This window comes from Coriobacteriia bacterium, assembly GCA_013336165.1.
GTDB lineage: Bacteria > Actinomycetota > Coriobacteriia > Anaerosomatales > JAAXUF01 > JAAXUF01.
The window spans coordinates 38,138-55,250 of the sequence record JAAXUF010000007.1 but is presented as its reverse complement, the minus strand read 5'-3'; the positions used below and the strand labels follow the sequence as shown (position 1 = coordinate 55,250).

General features: G+C 64.4%; 19 protein-coding genes. 3 read left to right on the top strand and 16 right to left on the bottom strand.

The genetic code is table 11. From position 1 onward, the window contains the following. Positions 1–2: 2 nt before the first annotated feature. Entirely contained in the window at positions 3–1,475 is a 1,473-nt protein-coding gene (locus HGA39_06550; protein ID NTW29003.1) for an HD domain-containing protein, read from the bottom strand. Further along, positions 1,472–3,664 carry a HEAT repeat domain-containing protein gene (locus HGA39_06545; protein NTW29002.1) on the bottom strand — a complete coding sequence of 731 codons (2,193 nt, stop codon included), beginning with the start codon at positions 3,662–3,664 and terminating at the stop codon, positions 1,472–1,474. Before HGA39_06545 ends, HGA39_06550 begins: the two co-directional genes overlap by 4 nt. A gap of 101 nt (positions 3,665–3,765) precedes the next feature. Here HGA39_06545 and maf point away from each other — a divergent pair, with 101 nt between their 5' ends. Beyond that, a complete protein-coding gene (gene maf, locus HGA39_06540) occupies positions 3,766–4,482 on the top strand; it encodes a septum formation protein Maf (protein NTW29001.1) in 717 nt (238 codons plus the stop codon). Between the two features lie 103 nt (positions 4,483–4,585). Continuing rightward, positions 4,586–5,773, top strand: coding sequence for a radical SAM protein (locus tag HGA39_06535; protein ID NTW29000.1), 1,188 nt, complete (start codon positions 4,586–4,588; stop codon positions 5,771–5,773). A gap of 25 nt (positions 5,774–5,798) precedes the next feature. Here HGA39_06535 and HGA39_06530 read toward each other — a convergent pair whose 3' ends face one another. The 8 genes from HGA39_06530 to HGA39_06495 form a co-directional block, all read right to left on the bottom strand. Then, positions 5,799–6,215, bottom strand: a complete 417-nt coding sequence (locus HGA39_06530; protein ID NTW28999.1) for a PIN domain-containing protein — start codon at positions 6,213–6,215, stop codon at positions 5,799–5,801. Continuing rightward, complete coding sequence (locus HGA39_06525; GenBank protein NTW28998.1) at positions 6,212–6,454, bottom strand: antitoxin; 243 nt, start codon at positions 6,452–6,454, stop codon at positions 6,212–6,214. The genes HGA39_06530 and HGA39_06525 overlap by 4 nt, the downstream gene beginning before the upstream one ends. Positions 6,455–6,537: 83 nt before the next feature. After that, a complete protein-coding gene (locus tag HGA39_06520) occupies positions 6,538–7,338 on the bottom strand; it encodes a class I SAM-dependent methyltransferase (GenBank protein ID NTW28997.1) in 801 nt (266 codons plus the stop codon). A gap of 5 nt (positions 7,339–7,343) precedes the next feature. Next, a complete protein-coding gene (locus HGA39_06515; protein NTW28996.1) occupies positions 7,344–8,300 on the bottom strand; it encodes an amidohydrolase family protein in 957 nt (318 codons plus the stop codon). 7 nt (positions 8,301–8,307) lie between these two features. Then, a complete protein-coding gene (locus tag HGA39_06510) occupies positions 8,308–8,709 on the bottom strand; it encodes a PspC domain-containing protein (protein NTW28995.1) in 402 nt (133 codons plus the stop codon). Between the two features lie 83 nt (positions 8,710–8,792). Then, positions 8,793–10,118, bottom strand: coding sequence for an HlyC/CorC family transporter (locus tag HGA39_06505; protein ID NTW28994.1), 1,326 nt, complete (start codon positions 10,116–10,118; stop codon positions 8,793–8,795). A gap of 89 nt (positions 10,119–10,207) precedes the next feature. Next, complete coding sequence (locus HGA39_06500) at positions 10,208–10,564, bottom strand: hypothetical protein (GenBank protein ID NTW28993.1); 357 nt, start codon at positions 10,562–10,564, stop codon at positions 10,208–10,210. A gap of 95 nt (positions 10,565–10,659) precedes the next feature. Continuing rightward, entirely contained in the window at positions 10,660–11,361 is a 702-nt protein-coding gene (locus tag HGA39_06495) for an FAD-dependent oxidoreductase (protein ID NTW28992.1), read from the bottom strand. 96 nt (positions 11,362–11,457) lie between these two features. Here HGA39_06495 and HGA39_06490 point away from each other — a divergent pair, with 96 nt between their 5' ends. After that, positions 11,458–12,153, top strand: a complete 696-nt coding sequence (locus HGA39_06490) for a molybdopterin-dependent oxidoreductase (protein ID NTW28991.1) — start codon at positions 11,458–11,460, stop codon at positions 12,151–12,153. On the opposite strand, the gene HGA39_06485 is transcribed toward HGA39_06490, so the two are convergent. The 6 genes from HGA39_06485 to HGA39_06460 form a co-directional block, all read right to left on the bottom strand. After that, positions 12,143–12,805 carry a hemolysin III family protein gene (locus tag HGA39_06485; protein NTW28990.1) on the bottom strand — a complete coding sequence of 221 codons (663 nt, stop codon included), beginning with the start codon at positions 12,803–12,805 and terminating at the stop codon, positions 12,143–12,145. The two genes, HGA39_06490 and HGA39_06485, sit on opposite strands and share 11 nt — an antisense overlap. A gap of 8 nt (positions 12,806–12,813) precedes the next feature. Further along, a complete protein-coding gene (locus HGA39_06480) occupies positions 12,814–13,206 on the bottom strand; it encodes a tautomerase family protein (GenBank protein NTW28989.1) in 393 nt (130 codons plus the stop codon). An 11-nt stretch (positions 13,207–13,217) separates the two neighbouring features. After that, positions 13,218–13,601, bottom strand: coding sequence for a DUF805 domain-containing protein (locus tag HGA39_06475; protein NTW28988.1), 384 nt, complete (start codon positions 13,599–13,601; stop codon positions 13,218–13,220). 91 nt (positions 13,602–13,692) lie between these two features. Beyond that, on the bottom strand, positions 13,693–14,925 hold the full coding sequence (locus tag HGA39_06470; GenBank protein NTW28987.1) for an ABC transporter permease: 1,233 nt from the start codon (positions 14,923–14,925) through the stop codon (positions 13,693–13,695). Further along, positions 14,922–16,169, bottom strand: coding sequence for an ABC transporter permease (locus HGA39_06465; protein NTW28986.1), 1,248 nt, complete (start codon positions 16,167–16,169; stop codon positions 14,922–14,924). The genes HGA39_06470 and HGA39_06465 overlap by 4 nt, the downstream gene beginning before the upstream one ends. Continuing rightward, entirely contained in the window at positions 16,169–17,110 is a 942-nt protein-coding gene (locus HGA39_06460; GenBank protein ID NTW28985.1) for an ABC transporter ATP-binding protein, read from the bottom strand. The genes HGA39_06465 and HGA39_06460 overlap by 1 nt, the downstream gene beginning before the upstream one ends. Positions 17,111–17,113 lie beyond the last annotated feature (3 nt).

Here is a 17,113-nt window from a genome sequence, read left to right as displayed (position 1 = left end):
GACTACAGGTAGTCGTCCACCTCTATGTTGAGCCGGCGCGGGTCGAGACACCCTTTCACGCTGATGCCGCCGGCACTTTCAAGTGCGATGTCCTCGGGAGCGATGAGTGTGCCATCGGCATCCGCGAAAACTCGCACAGTCGGCAAGAACGGGTCGTTCACACCCGGCGCAAGAACCACTCCGGTCGCACCGGTCGAAAGCTGCACCACCGAGCGCGGCGGATACACGCCCATGAGACCGACAAACAAGCGCACCAACCTCGGATCCAGAGCGGTTCCCGAGCTCTCGGCAAGATGCTCCATCGCCTTGTCATGAACGATGGGATCCGAGTAGACGCGGCTCGATGTCATCGCGTCGTACGAGTCGGCCACCGCAACAATGCGGCTTGTGAGGTGCTGGCGGCGGAGAGACTCGTGAGCGGGATAGCCCTCTCCATCCCATCTCATGTGGTGCTCCAGAATGGTGACGATAGCTGACTTGTCCACGCCCTGCATCAGCGCGACCATCTCGGCGCCGATGACGGGGTGCTGGTAGACGACCTCCCACTCCGCCTCGGAAAGCGGCCCTTCCTTCGCGAGGATGTCGCGTCCCATAGAGAGCTTGCCCACATCGTGCAGCAGAGCGCCGATACCCAGAGAGGAGAGGAACCGGCGATCATCGGTGACCGCGGCCCCTAACGCGAGAGACAGAACCGCCACATTCGCCGAGTGGTAGTACGTGTATTCGTCGTAGTCCTTCAGACCGGAGAGCTGCAGCATCGCCTCACGGTTCGTCAGCACGTTGTCCACGAGCGCGTCGGCTACACTCGTGACCTTGGCCGCACTGATGTGCCGGTTCGAGCGCAGGAGCCGATCGACCTCGCGGATCAGCGAGACCGCGTTCCCAAACACCGCCAGCGCGGCCTCCCGCGTGCCACCTACCGACGCGGCGACCTCCTCGAACGCCCGGACCGCGCTCATCTGCACGTGGCCGAGACGAGCATCGGCGGCCATCTTGGTGATGCCGCCCACCCGCGCTATCTCGCCAGAGTCAGCGTTCAGGATGGGCGTGAGCCTGACCAACTCGTCATCGGTCATGCCACGGCGAAATGTGAGCGACCCTACGCCGATCGCGGTCATGTCGCGCACGAGCTGGTCGAACACGAGGCTCTCTCGAGATAGGAGCTGCTCGCCGAGAAAGATCTCGCCCTCGAAGAAGGTGAACTGCGGCTCCACACCCTCGGCATGGTACCGGCGGATCGAATCGCCCAGGAACCGCACGCTCTCTGCGGTCGCCGGATGCTCGGCCGGATACAGATTGGCGGCGCGTCTAAGCGCATATATACGCGTGAGAATGTCGCGCGCGCGGGCGACTTGTTCGCGCGAAAAACGCACTCCACCGATGGCGGCGATGGCGACGTCGGCGCGCGGGGACGGCGAGGCGGGGGCTCCTGCCTCTGCGGACCCGGCAGTCGGGTAGTCGAGCGGATCGCTCATCCCTGCACCTCCCGCTTCTTCGCCGAGATCTTCGCGATCGCGGACTCCGCCGCCGTGCGCAGTTCCCGCGTTCGCGACGCGCCGAACAGGCTGCGCGCCCGCGCTAGGTGCTCGAGCGTAGGAACCGCCTCGGTAGCGCCGAGCCGCCCGAGCGCATCGATCGCCTCGATGCGCGGGCCGTTCTCGCGGTTGCCCGAACCTTCGCCACGCGCCACGGCTTCAAGCGCACCAACGGCGCTCGATGCGCCCGATGCGCCGATGAACCGCGCCGCAAGCTGCACGTTGGAGCCGTCGGCATCGGAAAGCGCTAGGACCAGCAGGTTCGTAGACACTCGATCCGGGATCCCAGAGAGCGCGCGGATGGTCTCTCGGCGAACCCGGGCGTCGGGGTGGCGCAGTGTGCGCTCAAGAAGCGGCAGCACTTCAGGCGATCGCCCCGCACCCAGAATGCTCACCACGTTGCGGACGAAGTACCAGCGCGGATCGCTGAGCCTCGGCGCAAGCTGCAGCGTGTTCCCTGAGATCCCCGAAAGCAGCTCGACGAGTACGCGGCGGGCGGCCATGTCGGGCTCGGCGGCGAGCAACTCCAGCAGCGCATCTGTCGCCAGCGGTCCGAGCATCCCCAGCAGTTCGCGCGCAGAAGCGTGCTCGACGGTGCCGGGCGCGAACAGGCGCAGCGCGTGCGCAAGCGTTCGCACGTCCTCAGGGCGCGAGAACCGCTCGACCGCCTGCTCCAAGCGCTGCCGCTGCACCGGAGCCAACTCCGGCCTCCCCGCAGCCGCGCGCATCAGGACGGCCGTCCGGGTCGCTAGCTCGACGTCTCCTCGGCTGATCAAGACGCTGAGCGAGTCTTCCAGAAGCGCCATCGTCGACGCAAACTCCGTCTCGCGAACGTCAAGAGTCGCCATCAACACGAGAGTCGAGATGACGTCTCCACCCGTGATGCCGAGCCGGGCCTCTTCTCGCAGGGCGAGCACATCTGTATCGTCCGAGCGCAACGGTTCACGGCTGAGGTCGAGATCCATGATCCGCGCGATGACGTCGGCCGGACGAGCGTCGTCCCCGGCGGCTTGCGGCTCCTCTTCCCCACGGATGACCAGACGGGTGGGAGCGATCAGGTCAACGAGCGTCTCGGCCAAGCCCGCCGAGAAGCCAGCGCCGAGCATTGCGGCCCGCGCCTTGTCGGCAAGATCGGTGCGCTCCATGGGGAGGACCGCCGAGAGGCAGCGAACGGCGTCGATGAGCGCTTCTTCCGAAAGGTCCTCTGTCGAGACGTCCTCGACAAGGATGCGCAGGATCTCATCGGCACCAAGCTGGCGCACGACCTCGGCCATGGCGTCGGACGTGCGAGCCTCGGGCAGGATCTTCCGAGTGAGCAGCTGACGCCGAAGCTCGGGTTCGAGGCCGGCAAGCGCCTCTGACAGATCGCGCGCACCATCCTTGCCTTCGCTTCCCTGCGCCACCTGTGCGAACTCCGAAAAACGCTGAGCGACCGCTTCGAGAGCGTCATTGACATCGCTCTCGCTGATGGCCCGGTACACAGTCTCAAGGTATCGGCGCACCGTTGCAGGCTCGCCGATGACGCGCGCGATCGCGCGCCGTTCGCGCGAGTGCCCGGCGAGTACACGCTCCAGAGCAATGTCTATGGCTTCAGGATCGACAGGGGTCGTTTCCACCTCTGCCCCGTCCTCGGCCTCGCTCAACTCGGGTACCTCCGCCGAGAACACCTCAGCCTCGACGAGAATCACTTGGGTCTCGGCGACGGTGATCGCGCTGACGTTTTGCGACCACAGGTTCGCGGCGAAACCGCCGGATGCGTGCAACTCCTCGGGAGTGCTCTTGAGGACCGTCAGGAACGTGAGGAGGTCGCGCTGCGCAGCGCCCTCGTGAAACGTCACGGAGGCGAGGTGGTGGTGATAGAGGTCCTGGGCGAAACCGGTGAACGAAAGCTGCCCGGGCGACAAGGGCGCGTCGGCGAAGTACAGGCCGTTCTTGTCGATGAAGATCCGCAGCTCCGGGAACTCGCGTGTCGCCGCGCCGAGCAGCGCGACCGCCGTCTGCGTCGCTTCCGCAGGGATCTTGCTCGCAGGCGGATACAGGGCCGCAGCTTTAGCCGCGACGATCAGCTGCCGCACGAAGCGTTCGACGACTGCAGGCGCTTTGGGCGCGTCGCCCCCGGCCGGAGCCACAGGAGTCCCTCCTTTGTGAGTAAGTGCCACCTTCGGCTCGCTGTTGGCAATTATAGGCTGTCACCCGCAGCGGCGGAACCTCGGCGACGCGGAAATGCGCCGTGGGCTATCATCAGCCCATGAACGGTCAGTACCCATCCCACAGCTATTCGCATCCTGCCGAAGTCGTACTCGCGTCGCAATCCCCGCGGCGCAGACGGCTGCTCGGTTGGCTCGGCATCCCGTTCGAGGTCACATCGGTCGACACGCCCGAGGAGCTCGACAGTCCACTCGCGTCCGACCCGCAGGCCCTCGCCTGCCATCTCGCCGCCGAGAAGGCCCGCGCCGCGCACGCCGAGGGGCACGCTCGCGGCAGACTCGTGCTGTGCTTCGACACGATCGTGGTTCTCGACGACGCGGTTCTCGGCAAGCCGAATGACGTCGTCGACGCGTGGCGGATGCTGCACGCACTCTCGGGCCGCACGCACAGCGTGGTCACCGGAGTCGCGCTTCAGTGCCCCGACGACGCCGAGCCGCGCACGTTCGCGGTCACGACCGCAGTCGACATGAAAGCTCTCTCCGACACCGACATCGAGGTGTGGATGGCGCGCGGCGAGTTTCTCGGCTGCGCCGGCGCCTACAACATCGAGGGCCAGATCGCCGAGGTCACCGCAGACGAGTGCTACCAGAACGTCGCGGGATTGCCGCTGTGCCACCTGTATGCGGAGCTTGTGCGCGAGGCGCCAGGGTGCCTGCCCGCCGAGCCGAGCGTGCCGATCGCAGCATGCGACGCGACGCTGGGACGAAAGTGCAAGTTGGGGCCAAACATCGCACAGTAGATCACGGATATGCGCAGAGTCTCAGGGTAACGATTCGTGCCAGTATCGAACATATGTTCTATACTAAACTCAGAGATGCCTTCATCCCAGTCCAGAGGTAGCCATGGGCATAAACGACGCCCTCGAGAAGCTCGAAGAGATCGCTCCCTACATGGAGTTCGAGCAGTGCAGCGATTGTGCTCCGCAGCAGCGGCCAGCTCGCGCTGCGTCACGATTAGGTCAATCCAAGCAGGACGAGCATTTTATCCATCACGCCTTGATGCCGGGCGGCAGAACAATTCCGCTTCTCAAGACCCTGTTGAACTCGGCATGTGAGCGTGACTGCTATTACTGCCCGTTCAGAGCAGAGCGCGACGGACGCAAGCCCAGGTTCACTCCGGACGAACTGGCGGCCACCTTCGAACGGCTGCACCGTCAAGGCGCGGTCCAAGGAATCTTCCTGAGTTCCGCCCTTTCGGGGGGAAGTGTCCGCACGCAGGACGCCCTCATCAAGACCGCCGAGATACTTCGGGGACACTATGGTTTTGGGGGCTACATCCACCTTAAGCTGATGCCCGGCGCCGAGTACGCGCAGATCGAGCGGTCGATGCAACTAGCCGACCGCGTGTCTGTGAACCTAGAGGCGCCAACCCGCGCTTCCCTCGCGCGCCTTGCTCCCCACAAAAGGCTCGTCGAGGAGCTGGTGCGGCCGCTTCAGATGGTCGAGCAGATTCGCAGCCGGTACGAGGGCGTTCCCGGGGATTGGCGCAACAGGGCCAGGAGCGGCCCGAGTCAGACGACCCAGTTTGTCGTCGGACCCGGAGGAGAGACCGACAAAGAGATCATCGACACTGTAGGATACCTGCGCAAAAAGGCGGGCTTGGCACGAGCCTACTTCAGCGCGTTCATCCCCGTGAGCAACACTCCCTTTGAGGACCTGCCCGCCGAGTCGCCCGTGCGCGAGCACCGACTGTACCAGTGCGATTTCCTGCTTCGCGACTACGGGTTCAACGCTGACGAGTTTCCATACGACGCTGAGGGAAAGCTCTCGCTCGCCGAGGACCCCAAACTCGTCTGGGCGCACACCCATCTCGCCGAGGAACCCGTCGAGCTCAATACGGCCGAGCGATCAAAGCTGCTGCGAGTTCCCGGAATCGGTCCGGTGGGTGCTCGGCAGATCCTCGACGCACGTAAGGAAGGCACACTGCGCGAGATGCGTGATCTGCGCGCTCTCGGCATCCTCACGAAGCGCGCCGCGCCATTCGTCCTGCTGAACGGCAAGCGGCCCGGGCATCAGATGGCACTGTGGTAGAGCCCGCTGTGGGAGAGGCGGTACCCTACTGCGCCGCTATCGCCGCCAGCAACTCTTGCGGATCGAGCGCCGGAATCGCCGAGTGAGCGAAATCTCGACGGTCGCGCGTGACGATGGCAACCGCTCCCGCCACGCGCGCCGCTTCGTGCAACACGGCATCCTCGTAGTCCGGAAAGTCGATGTCGAGCGCACCGTCCAACACGTCGCGATCAACCGGTGCGACCTCAAACAAGCCGAGCAGCCCGTGAACTTGATCGCGAGCTCTGCGGCGACCGAAGTCCTTCGCCGCGATGTAGTAGACCGTCGTCACAGTTGTTGCGCAGATAAAGCCCTTAATGCGTCCGTTGTCCACGAGTGCGAACAGCTTTGCGGCAGCATCGACGTACGGTTCCCTCTCCAGCAGAACGTCCAAGATCACATTGGTGTCGAAGAGAATGTTCACCGGTACTTCTCCTCAAGGTGACGGCGATAATCCTCTTCCGTTGTCGAGGCGCCTTTGAGTGCGCCGATCATCGCGAGGACTCGCGGCGTAAGCTCTGTGCCGGGGATGTGTTCGTCCGTCTCGATAAGGGAGAAGTAATCCGAGACAAGCTGTGAGACCGACTTGCCCGAACGGTCAGAGTAGCGCTTCGCCCTGTCGATCAGACGGTCATCGAGACGCAGGGTCAGCTTTGTGTTCACGAGAGACCTCCAAAGTGACGTATACTTTGTATCGTAAATATACGTCAAAGGACAGTCGGGCTGCAAGGTGCTCGGCTACAGCCCTACCCTCGCCGAGCCACCACGATCACACTCTCGTCGTGCTCGATGGCGAGCGCATGCCCGTCGTGGCCACCGAACGCCTCGACGTGCTCGAATCCCGCCGCCGTGAGTTCTTCGCGCAGCAAGTCGACAGGAAGCGCCGTGTGCGCGGATCTGCGCGAAGTCGTCGTCCACTCGCCACCGGCATCGCGCGTCAGCGTCAGAAAGTCGAAATCAAGGTACTCGTCGCCTTCGGGATAGCTGATCACTCGCAAGAAAACTCGAGTGCCGGCCGGAGTATCGCGCACCACCGGTGGAATCGCGCGTGGCTTGCTCGCATACAGGCGCGCGTGGTTGAGCAGGTGCAGGACCAGCACTCCCCCTGGTCGCAGCACGGCGGCGAAATCCGCGAGCGCTCCGCGCAACTTCACGCGCCCACCCACGTGCGGCAGCGCGTTGCCGGTGCAGATGAGCGCATCGGCACCTCCCAGTCCGAGCGCCTGCAGCCCCCCGAACCCACCGCGCGTCAGCCGCAGCTCACCGCCGGCTTCCGCAATCCGCTCGGCAGCAGTGGCGATGTTGGCCTCGGCCTGCGAGAGCATCGAGTCGGTGGGGTCGATGGCGTCGACCGACATCCCCCACGCCGCGAACTCGATCGAATGCCGAGCACTCCCGGCGCCGACGTCGATCACACTGCGCGCACCGACCTCGTCGAATACCCGCCGGAAGAATGGCAGCTCACGGGCGAGGCGGGCGTTCCAATTCACAAACTCGTCGTAGTCCGAAGCGGGTGCAGGCTTGAGGACGTCGTTCTCGGCAGGCATGATTTCTACTCCTCCGACGGCGGCAGTAGCGGCTCGTCGAGGCGGAAGATCCGCGACGCATTGCCGCGCATGATGAGGTCTCGATCCGCATCCGAGACACCCAGCTCCTCGACCGTGCGCTCCTGCATGTAGCGGATCCAGGTACGGTACGGCGCGGTCGTGCCGCTGTCGGTGCCAAACAGCACGCGCTCCGGGCCCATCGCGGTGAGTGTGCGCTCGAAGACCTCGGCGAGCGTCATCTTGGGGACGTAGTAATCCATCCAATTGTTGGTGCCGGAGGTGTCCACACACACGTTCTTGCACTGGTATGCCAGCCGCAGCACGCTGTCGAGCCAGCCGGCGCCGAAATGCGCGACCACGAACTTCAGATCCGGGTAGTCGCGCGCAACCGGCGACAGGTCGATTGGATCGGCGTAGCGCAGGTCGCCCGTCGGGTCGACGGTGACGCCGTAGTGGATGATCATGTTCGCGCCCAGCTCGTGCGCTTTTTCGAAGAACGGCCGGCACGCCGGGTCAGACAATCGATAGCTGCGGTTGACGGGGTAGAGCTTCACGCCGCGAAAGCCCGCCGCCATCTCGCGCTCGAGCAGCGCGGGCGCGCCCGGATCGCGTGGGTCGACGTTGCACAGCGCATGAACGTGACCGCGCGCCGCCACAAGGAAGTCGCGCGTCCACTGGCTGTCCGGCATCACCGAGACCACCAGCGCCTTGGCGACGTTGGCCGCATGCAGACGGTTGACGTACCAGCGCGCAGTCTGCTCGGGAGTCTTGTTGGGGAGCACCTGGTTGCGCCGGCCCCATCGGCGCTGCTTAAGCGCCTCGCGAAAGCGCTCCGGAGCGCCGGTGCCGGAAGCCTCCATCGCCGAGACGAACTCCTCCATCAGCCCAACAGTGAACAGGTGGACGTGTGCGTCGATCGCATCCCCCGGCTTCGTGGGCTTGGCCTCGGCGATTCTCGGCATGATGCTCCTAGTACGCCGGGGGCGCAGGAGGTGCGGGTGGTGCAGGCGGTGCAGGGGGTTCCGGGGGCGCTGCGACGGCCCCCTCGGGAATGACGATCGTCGCGATGATGTAGAGCAGCAGCGCCGGCCCGAAGCCGGTGATGACGGCGAACACGACGTACATCACGCGCACGACGGTCGGCTGCCAGCCCACGTACTCTGCGATGCCGCCGAGAACCCCGCCCACCATGCGTTCGCTGCGCGAGCGATACAGCCTGCGGGCATCGACGCCTTCGACCGAGCGGCGGCGCGCGGCAACAAGCAGCAGCACGCCGAGCGCGATCAGTGAGAGCGGCCAGCCTACACGCCCGAGAACGTCAATCGCTTGGCGCAACGGCGCCACGAGCTCGCCGAAGAACCGTTCGATCATGAGCCACAACCCGAGCACCACGAGGCCGATGCCCACGATCGCCGTCCACTCTTCACGTTTTTCGCTCTTGCTCATGACGGCTCCTACTCGTGTTTCTTGGTCGCATCGGCCGCCGCAACGTCAACGCGCTCCGTCACGCGGATTCGAGAAACACGGCGGCGTCGCATCGTCTGAACTCGAAATTCCCAACCGTTATGCTCATACCGCTCACCCGACACCGGTATGTGGCCAAGCTCGGCCAGAAGCCACCCGGCGACGGTCTCGTATTCGTCGGACTCTTCGACCGGCATCCTGCGCTCGATGGCATCCTCGATTGAGAAACGCCCGTCGACCACCCACTCATGCGGTCCAGCCTGCTGGATATAGCGGTGGTCGCGGTCGAACTCATCGGCGATCTCGCCAACGATCTCCTCGACGATGTCCTCCATCGTGACCAGACCCGCCGTTCCACCGTACTCATCTACCACGATGACTATCTGATTGCGCGTCGCACGCATCTCGGAAAGCAGCGGGAGGATGCCTTTCGTCTCTGGGACAAACACGGGCTCGCGCATGTGCTCGATGATCGGCTCGCGGCCGTCACCTTCCGCAAGCGGGCCGACGAGGTCCTTGAGCAGCGTGATGCCGACGATCCGGTCACGGTCTTCGTGATAAACCGGCAGCCGAGAATACCCTGTGCCCTGCATGATGGACGTGGCCTGGGATACCGTCTCCGTGTCCTCGACCAGCGCCATGTCGACTCGGGGCACCATTACCTCGCGCACAACGGTATCGCCGATCTCGAAAATCTCGTGGATCATCCGCTTCTCTTCATCAAGCAGGCTGCCCTGTTCGGTGACGAGGAGTTTGATCTCCTCTTCCGAGACGCCGGGGCGTCCGCCCTGACCCTTGAGGCCAATGAGTCGCGCGGCGGCGTTGGTCGAAGCGCTCAGCAGCCAGACAAGAGGCGCGAACGCTCCTTCAAGCCACAGCACCGGTCGCGCAACCGCGATCGCGACCCTCTCGGCACGCTGGAGGCCGAGGCGCTTGGGCACGAGTTCGCCGAACACCAGCGTCACGTAGGAGATGAGGAGCGTCACGAGCAGGACGCCGAGACCCGTCGCAACCGATGCGAGCCATGGCAGGTTGAAGGATCGGAACCACTCTTCGACGGGCTTGGCCAGCGCTACGGCACCAACTGACGCGGCGAGGAACCCTACGAACGTGATCCCTATCTGGATCGTGGAAAGAAGGCGGGTGGGCTCTTCGAGAAGCTGGACGGCAGCTTTGGCGCCCCTCGAACCCTCTTCCGCGCGGCGTTTCAGCGCGGAAGTCCGAGCGCTGATGAGAGCGATCTCGGCCGCAGCGAAGTAACCCCCGATGCCCACAAGCACGAGAATCAGAAGAACTTGAATACCGGTACTGCCCATGCCGTATAGGTTACCAGTGTCTGCCCTCTAGAAACCGCCCAAAGATAAAGAGATTTCAAGAAGAGGCCCGTCGGACGACCGACAATCGACTATTCGGCGGTCCGCTGCAAGACGGAACTGACTAGAACGAGGCGCTGCTCGCGATCGCGGCACGACTCGGCAAAATGCTCGATCTGCTCATGAAGATCGGGTTCGGGGCTGTAGCGCACCCCACCATCACAAGGAAGGAGAATCCGCGCATCGCAGAGAGCTTCGACCTCGGCGCGTATCTCAGCCGGGTGACGGCGCAGCACAAAAGACAGCGTTGCATCGTCGAGCACTACGTCTTGGTTGGTCACGAAGAACATGATCACGTCCCACGCCAAGAGCGACGTGACATGTGTCTGGACGAACCCAAAGACAGCTTGGTCAACAAAGCCTTCAGGCAGATTTGCTCGCTCGATCATCCCTGTTTTCCGAACCTTCTCGCCAAGACCAGACATCCACGGTGCTGAATAGCCGCGCACTGCAAACTCTGTCTCAGCAAATGCCGAACCGTTTTCTATCCGGCGGCCCCAAAACGTTCGACGAGTCTGCGAGCGGCGGGTATTTGGAGTTGATCGAGCACTCGCTCCATCGCCGAGACCATCACGGGCGGTCCGGCCACCAAGAACAGCCGCTCGTCGGAAGGACCAAGGTACCGAAGAGTCATCTCGGCGGTGATGAAGCCCCGTTCGCCCGCCCACGAGTCGGGTGCACGCTCGAAGCAGTGGACGAGCCGCACGCCGATGTCGGCCATGCCCTCGAGTTCAGCGCGAAACGGCATACACGACTCATCGCGGTTTCCGTACATCAGCAGCGCATCTTCAAATCGGCGGCCCCGCTGCTGTGCATCGCGCAGGATGCTCCTCACCGGCGTGATGCCCACGCCGCCAACCAGAAAAGCGACCTTGTCGGCGGATTCGGGCAGGCCGAGATGCCCGCCGGGGCCGGACATCGTGACGCTCGTGCCGGGCGCAAGGGCGAGGAGCGCGTTTTTGAAGGCGGAGCCTGAGAGCCGCGTGGTGAGCTCGATCCAGTCGTCACCGGGCGCCGATGAGTGCGAGAACGTCTTGGTCTGCATGCCCTCGGCGGTCTCGATCGTCGGGGTGAACCACTGGCCGGACGCGAAATCGTAGCCTTTGGGCCGGGTGAAACGAAACGTCGCGATATCGGTTCCGCACAGGTCACGCCCCACGTACTCGATCGTGTATCGGCCCGACATTCTTGAGGTCTCCTCACGTGTGCGTTGTATTTCGGGGGATATACCCCTCACGTGCCGACAATACAGCAGCGGCACTGATGAGGAGAAGCGACCGTCATGACTCAGGCCCTGTACAGTAGACGCCAATGGCTGGCCTTCGTTGCCGCCCTCGCGCCGACGCTCGCACTCGCAGGATGCGTGTTTGAGTCGCAGCCATCCGGCACCGGCACCGGTGGCGACGGTTCGACGACTTCATCCGCCGGGTTCGGCAGCGAAATCAGCAACTACCAAGGAACCCAGCTTGACCCGTACCGATCGGCGAAGGTGCAGGGCATCAATGGCGTCCAGCAGCTCGCCACAGCGGACTATCGGCTCGAGGTGAATGGGAAGACTTCAAAGCCGCTGTCGCTTTCGTACGACGACGTGCATGCGATGCCCTCGACCCGCAAGCTCGTGAAGCTGCCGTGCGTCGAAGGCTGGAGCGTCGTGCATGTCTGGGACGGCGTGCTGCTGCGCGACGTGCTTGAGCGCGCCGGCTACGACTCCTCGGCATCGACCGTGATCTTCCGCTGCTCGGACGGCTACACGACATCGATGCCGCTCAAGGTCATCATCGACAACAACGTGATGCTGGCTTGGTCAGTCAACGGCGTCACGCTCCCTACCGAGTACGGGTACCCATTCAGGACGGTCGCCGAGAACTACCTCGGCTACAAGTGGGCGAAGTGGATCAAGACGATTGAGGTCTCAAACGATGCGAGCTTCAGAGGGTACTGGGAGCAGCGCGGCTACAGCAACGTCGCTAACGTGTAGGGATGATCACGTACAGCAACACCGCGAGGAAATGCGCGACGCTGCCGCCCAGCACAAAGAAGTGCCACACCGCGTGCATGTACTTGACCTTCTTGAGCACGTAGAACACCGTGCCGAGCGTGTATGAGAGACCGCCTGCTATCAGCAACCATAGGCCGGCCGGATCCATGTTGGCCGCCAACGGCTTGAATGTGAAAACGATGAGCCAGCTCATGGCCAGATAGACCGCGGCGGAAAGCCAACGCGGCCGGTAGACCCAGAACGCTTCGACAGCGATGCCGGCGATGGCGAGCGTCCAGACGAGAGCGAATATCCTCAGCCCGCCGCTGTTCCGCAGAGGGATGAGCGTGAATGGAGTGTAGGTGCCGGCTATGAGCAGATAGATACCGGCGTGGTCGAGAATCTTGAAGACGTGTTTGACCTTGGGCTGCGGGAAGCTGTGATACAGCGTGGATGCCGTGTACTCGAGAATTAGCGCGATGCCGAACACAATCGCGCTGGCGATGGCCCACCGGTTGCCTCCTTGGGCGGCGAACACGAGCAGGATCGCGAGTGCCGCAACAGACAACCCGACACCGATGCCGTGGATGATGCTGTTTGCGATCTCCTCACCGAGTGTATATGCGCGAATCTTGTCGATCTCGGGCTTCATCGCGCTGCTCACTCGGTGTCCTCGCTCTGTGGTGCCTGTCGGATGGTGCATTGGATCACTCCGCCGATCGCGAAACACTCCGCGGCGGGATCGTTCACGAGCACCATGATGTCGCTCGCCGAGATGCCCGGCTCATTTCCGAGCCGGGCCACAATCATCTCGTAGAGACGCTCTTTTAGGTCCGATCCGCGTCCGGGGAGCATCGATATCTCGACGATGGTCAGGCGATCGGTCTTGGATGGTGCATCGACGTCTTGGGCCGGTGTCTCGGCGAGGCGCTGCATGACGCGATCGCTCGGCACGCCAAGCGTCGAGACGATCGCTTCGCGCACACCGTCGAGCACAGCCCGCTTGTAGGCGGCGGACTTGCCGGCTTGGATATCGATTCTGACGATCGGCACGTCTGAGGAGCCTACTGCTCGATCGGCGGCATAGGCGGTGCGGGGGGCGCCGGAGGTGCGGGCGGGGTGGAGGAGGCCACTGGGGAAGGCTGGTATGCCGGAGGCGTAGGAGACGTCGGCGGGACGTAGGCCGGAGTGGCTGGGTAGTACGCGGCCTGGGGTGCGCTCTGCGAAGGCCACTTGGCGAATGCGAGAACCAGCATCAGCGCAAGCATTCCAAAGGGCACGAAGTTGAGCAGGCTGAGCCAACCGCTGAATCCTGCCTTACTGAGGATCCGCCAGAAGACCCAGACGTAGAGTGCGAACATGATGAGCCCAATGATCGCGAAACAGCCGAAAAACACCGACAAGCTGGAAGCCAAAGCGTCCAGATCCGAACTCGACGTCGAATACATGCTTCTTCCCCTCCCCTTCAAGAACCACTGACCCGCACGAACTTGTCCTCAGGTCATCGTACCGCAATCGAGCATTCACGGTACCCCCACCTTACTCCAGCCGAAGCCGCGTCAGACCGATCACGAAGAACAGCACCGCCATACCGAGAAGCACCGCCGCGGGCACCAGCACATCGCCCACGCCGAGCCCACGCGCGACGGCGTCCTTCAGACCAACCATCGCCCAGCCGGTGGGCGTCGCGAGCGCGACCTTCTGCATGAGCGGCGGCGTGATCTCGATCGGCCAATAGCAGCCGCCGAGCATCGCGAGAGCGGTCGAAAGCGCGGGCGCCACGGCGGAAAGCTGGCTGCGCGTTCGTACGAGCGCCGAAACCATGACGCCGAGACCCGTCGCCGCAAGCACGAGCGACAGGAGCAGGAACCCGACGGCAAGCGGTTGATTCCCCCACGGGACCCCGAACACCACCGTCCCGAAGCCGACCAGCATCGCAGCCTCCGCTGCGGCCAGCACGGCCACGCCCAGCACTTTGCCGAGGATGATCTGCGCTCGGCTCGTCGGCGTTCCGAGCAGTCGGCGCAACGTCCCCATCTCCCGCTCCTCGAGGATGCCGCCGGCCCCTCCGATCGCGATCATGACCACGAAGAACACCGTGAAGCCCATCGAGTACTGCGTATCTGCGGGTGCGCTGATCTCGGCAGAGTGCGCGGCGGAAGCCTGCACAAAGGTGGAGGTCACGCCGACGGGCGGGTCCGGCGACCAGAAGCCGTCGGCGGTCGTGTAGAGCGTGCGGAAGTCGGGTGTTGCGGGAGCGGTCGCGGAGGCCGCCGCGCTGGCGCCGCCTGCGCCCAGTGCGAGCGCCTGCGTCGCGACGCGCGCAGCCTTCGCATTTGTCGCGATGCGCGTAGCCGCTCCCCGCACGACCGTGACGATCGCCTGTGCCGAGGAAGACCCCGGATCGCGCAGCGTCTGAATCGTCGCGACAGAGCCGCTGGTCTCGACGGCAGCGCCGAAGCCTTGCGGGATGATCACGGCAGTGGGCGCCTCGCCGGCCTCGATTCGCCGGCGCGCCTCGGCCTCGGTGACACTCTCGGTCTTGAGGGTGTTGGAAGCGTCGATCTCGGCGATGACGGAAGTCGCGTAGATGCTGCTGTCTAGGTTGGCCACGGGCACCACCGTCTTGCTCGGCGAAGCCCCCGACGACCCGAACGCCAGTCCGAACACCCACGTCAGCATCAGCGGCAGCACGATGAAGCCGATGAGTTCGCTGCGATCACGGATGAGCTGCTGCAGGTTCAGGCCCGCCATGCTCAGGATGCGTCTCATGCCGCACCCGCTCTCGTCCGCCACACACTGAACGCGTAGAAGACAGCCGCGAATGCGAGCAGCGCCGCGACCGGCCCGAGCACGCCGGAAACGCCCGCGCCCTGCACCTGGATCCGTCGCCACCCTTCCATCGTCCACCCGACGACCGACAAGTACCTGATCGGCTGCAGCCATATCGGCAGGATCGAGATCGGGAAGAACGATCCGCCGAGCAGCGCCATGATCTGGACCGTGAGCGGGCCGATGCCGCCCACCGCGCGCTCGGAATGCGCGAGTGAGGAGATCAGCATGCCGAGGCCGGTGACCGCCGCAATCTCGGCGAGGGCGACCAGCACGATCGCGGCCACGCTTTCGCCCCAGTTCACGTTCAACACGAAGCGTGTGAACAAGTAGAGCACCGCGAACTGCGCAACGCCGAGAACGAAGATGCCCAGCATCTTCCCGCCGATGACGGCCGATCTCGGTGCCGGCGACGCGAGGATCCGCGCCATCGTGCGCTCGCGCCGCTCGCCAACCACCGAAAACGCACCATACATGGCGCAGAACATCAGGAACATCGCAGTCATCGCGAGGGTGTAGTAGTCGAGCGGCTTCCAATCGGTCGCCGCGTTGTGGCCCGCGACGCCGTCCGCAACGGTGACGGAGTCCAGAGCGTTTGCATCCAGCTGGCTCACCGCATACCCCCGAAGAGCAGCCTCTCCCGATTGCGAGAGTATCGGCGACTGAGCGGTCTGCGCCGCCTGCATCGTCGTCTGCACGACGATCGAGCCCGCCGAGTTGAAGGCTGCGACCGCCTTGACCACGCTCTCCCAGATGCCCGCCGAAGTGGGCGACCCCGGGTCCTTGATCACCTCAAGCTTGGTTGCGCGCCCCGCTTGGAGATCCGCGCCAAACCCTTCCGGGATCACGAGCGCCGCAGCCAGCTCGCCTGCCGCCACGCGTTTGCGCACGGCATCCTGGTCGCTGCTGCTCTCGATCTGGAAAAGCGCCGTGATCTGGCTGGTATCGGTGAATCGCTTCTCCAGATCCGCCGCGTGCGCAGCGCTCGTGGCGCTCACCGACCCTCGGTCCAAATTGACGATCGCGACGTTGATCTGCCCGCTGCCGGACGCAGCCGCCCCACCCAGCGCCATGCCGAGAATCACGATGAGCACCGCCGGCATGGCCAGCAGGATGCCAAACGCGGATATGTCGCGCGTATAGACCCGCAGGTCCTTGAGCGCGATATGCAGGACGTGGCGCATCAGTCGCGCAACCCTCGGCCGGTGAGGTGCAGGAACACGGACTCGAGGTCGGGCTCCACGACTTCGACGGTGCGCACGTGCGCCCCCGTCGCCGTGACAGCTTCGACCACGTCGCCCAGCGCGGCGCCGGCGTCGCGGGTCAGCACCTCGAGCGCGCCGGCCACCGCCTCGGCCCGGCTGATGCCGTCCACCGCCGAGATCGCCGAGATCGCAGCCGCGGTCTTCTCGGCGTCCTCGTCGCTGAGAGTGACGCGGATGACGTCCTCGTCGCCGACAAGAGCGCGCAGCTCCGGAAGCGAGCCCTGTGCGATGAGGCCGCCGTGGTCCATGATCGCGACTCTGTCGCAGAGTTCTTCGACCTCTTCCATGTAGTGGCTCGTGTAGAGCACCGTCATTCCCTCGCGGTTGAACTGCCGCACCGTCTCGAGGATGTGGTTGCGACTCTGCGGGTCGATGCCGACGGTCGGCTCGTCCATGAGCAGCACGCGCGGGCGGTGGAGCACGCCGGCAGCGATGTTGATGCGCCGCTTCATGCCTCCCGAGAACGTCTCGATGCGCTTCTTCGCCACGTCCTCGAGACCGGCCATCGCGAGGCCGTACGCAACCGCCTCAGAGAGCGCCTTGCCGCCGAGGCCGTACATGCGGCCCCAGAAACGCAGATTCTCGGCGGCGGTCAGCGTCGGGTAGAGCGCGATTTCCTGCGGCACCACGCCGAGGATGCGCCGCACGGCCGCAGACTCCGTGCGCACCGAGTGTCCGCCAACGGTGACGTCCCCGCCGTCCGGCGTAATCAGGCACGAGATCATCGAGATGGTGGTCGTCTTACCCGCGCCGTTGGGGCCGAGCAACCCGAAGATCGAGCCCTCGGCGATTTCGAACGACACCCCGTCCACAGCCGCGGCATCGCCGTAGCGCTTCACGAGATCGCGGACTTCGACGATCAC

Bases quoted from the DNA above. Each gene is read 5' to 3' on its own strand.
- HGA39_06510 (NTW28995.1), bottom strand. From the start codon at position 8,709: ATGATCGAACGGTTCTTCGGCGAGCTCGTGGCGCCGTTGCGCCAAGCG.
- HGA39_06550 (NTW29003.1), bottom strand. From the start codon at position 1,475: ATGAGCGATCCGCTCGACTACCCGACTGCCGGGTCCGCAGAGGCAGGA.
- HGA39_06490 (NTW28991.1), top strand. From the start codon at position 11,458: ATGACTCAGGCCCTGTACAGTAGACGCCAATGGCTGGCCTTCGTTGCC.
- HGA39_06495 (NTW28992.1), bottom strand. From the start codon at position 11,361: ATGTCGGGCCGATACACGATCGAGTACGTGGGGCGTGACCTGTGCGGA.
- HGA39_06535 (NTW29000.1), top strand. From the start codon at position 4,586: ATGGGCATAAACGACGCCCTCGAGAAGCTCGAAGAGATCGCTCCCTAC.
- HGA39_06470 (NTW28987.1), bottom strand. From the start codon at position 14,925: ATGAGACGCATCCTGAGCATGGCGGGCCTGAACCTGCAGCAGCTCATC.
- HGA39_06475 (NTW28988.1), bottom strand. From the start codon at position 13,601: ATGTATTCGACGTCGAGTTCGGATCTGGACGCTTTGGCTTCCAGCTTG.
- HGA39_06515 (NTW28996.1), bottom strand. From the start codon at position 8,300: ATGCCGAGAATCGCCGAGGCCAAGCCCACGAAGCCGGGGGATGCGATC.
- HGA39_06485 (NTW28990.1), bottom strand. From the start codon at position 12,805: ATGAAGCCCGAGATCGACAAGATTCGCGCATATACACTCGGTGAGGAG.
- HGA39_06505 (NTW28994.1), bottom strand. From the start codon at position 10,118: ATGGGCAGTACCGGTATTCAAGTTCTTCTGATTCTCGTGCTTGTGGGC.
- HGA39_06465 (NTW28986.1), bottom strand. From the start codon at position 16,169: ATGCGCCACGTCCTGCATATCGCGCTCAAGGACCTGCGGGTCTATACG.
- HGA39_06520 (NTW28997.1), bottom strand. From the start codon at position 7,338: ATGCCTGCCGAGAACGACGTCCTCAAGCCTGCACCCGCTTCGGACTAC.
- HGA39_06500 (NTW28993.1), bottom strand. From the start codon at position 10,564: ATGATCGAGCGAGCAAATCTGCCTGAAGGCTTTGTTGACCAAGCTGTC.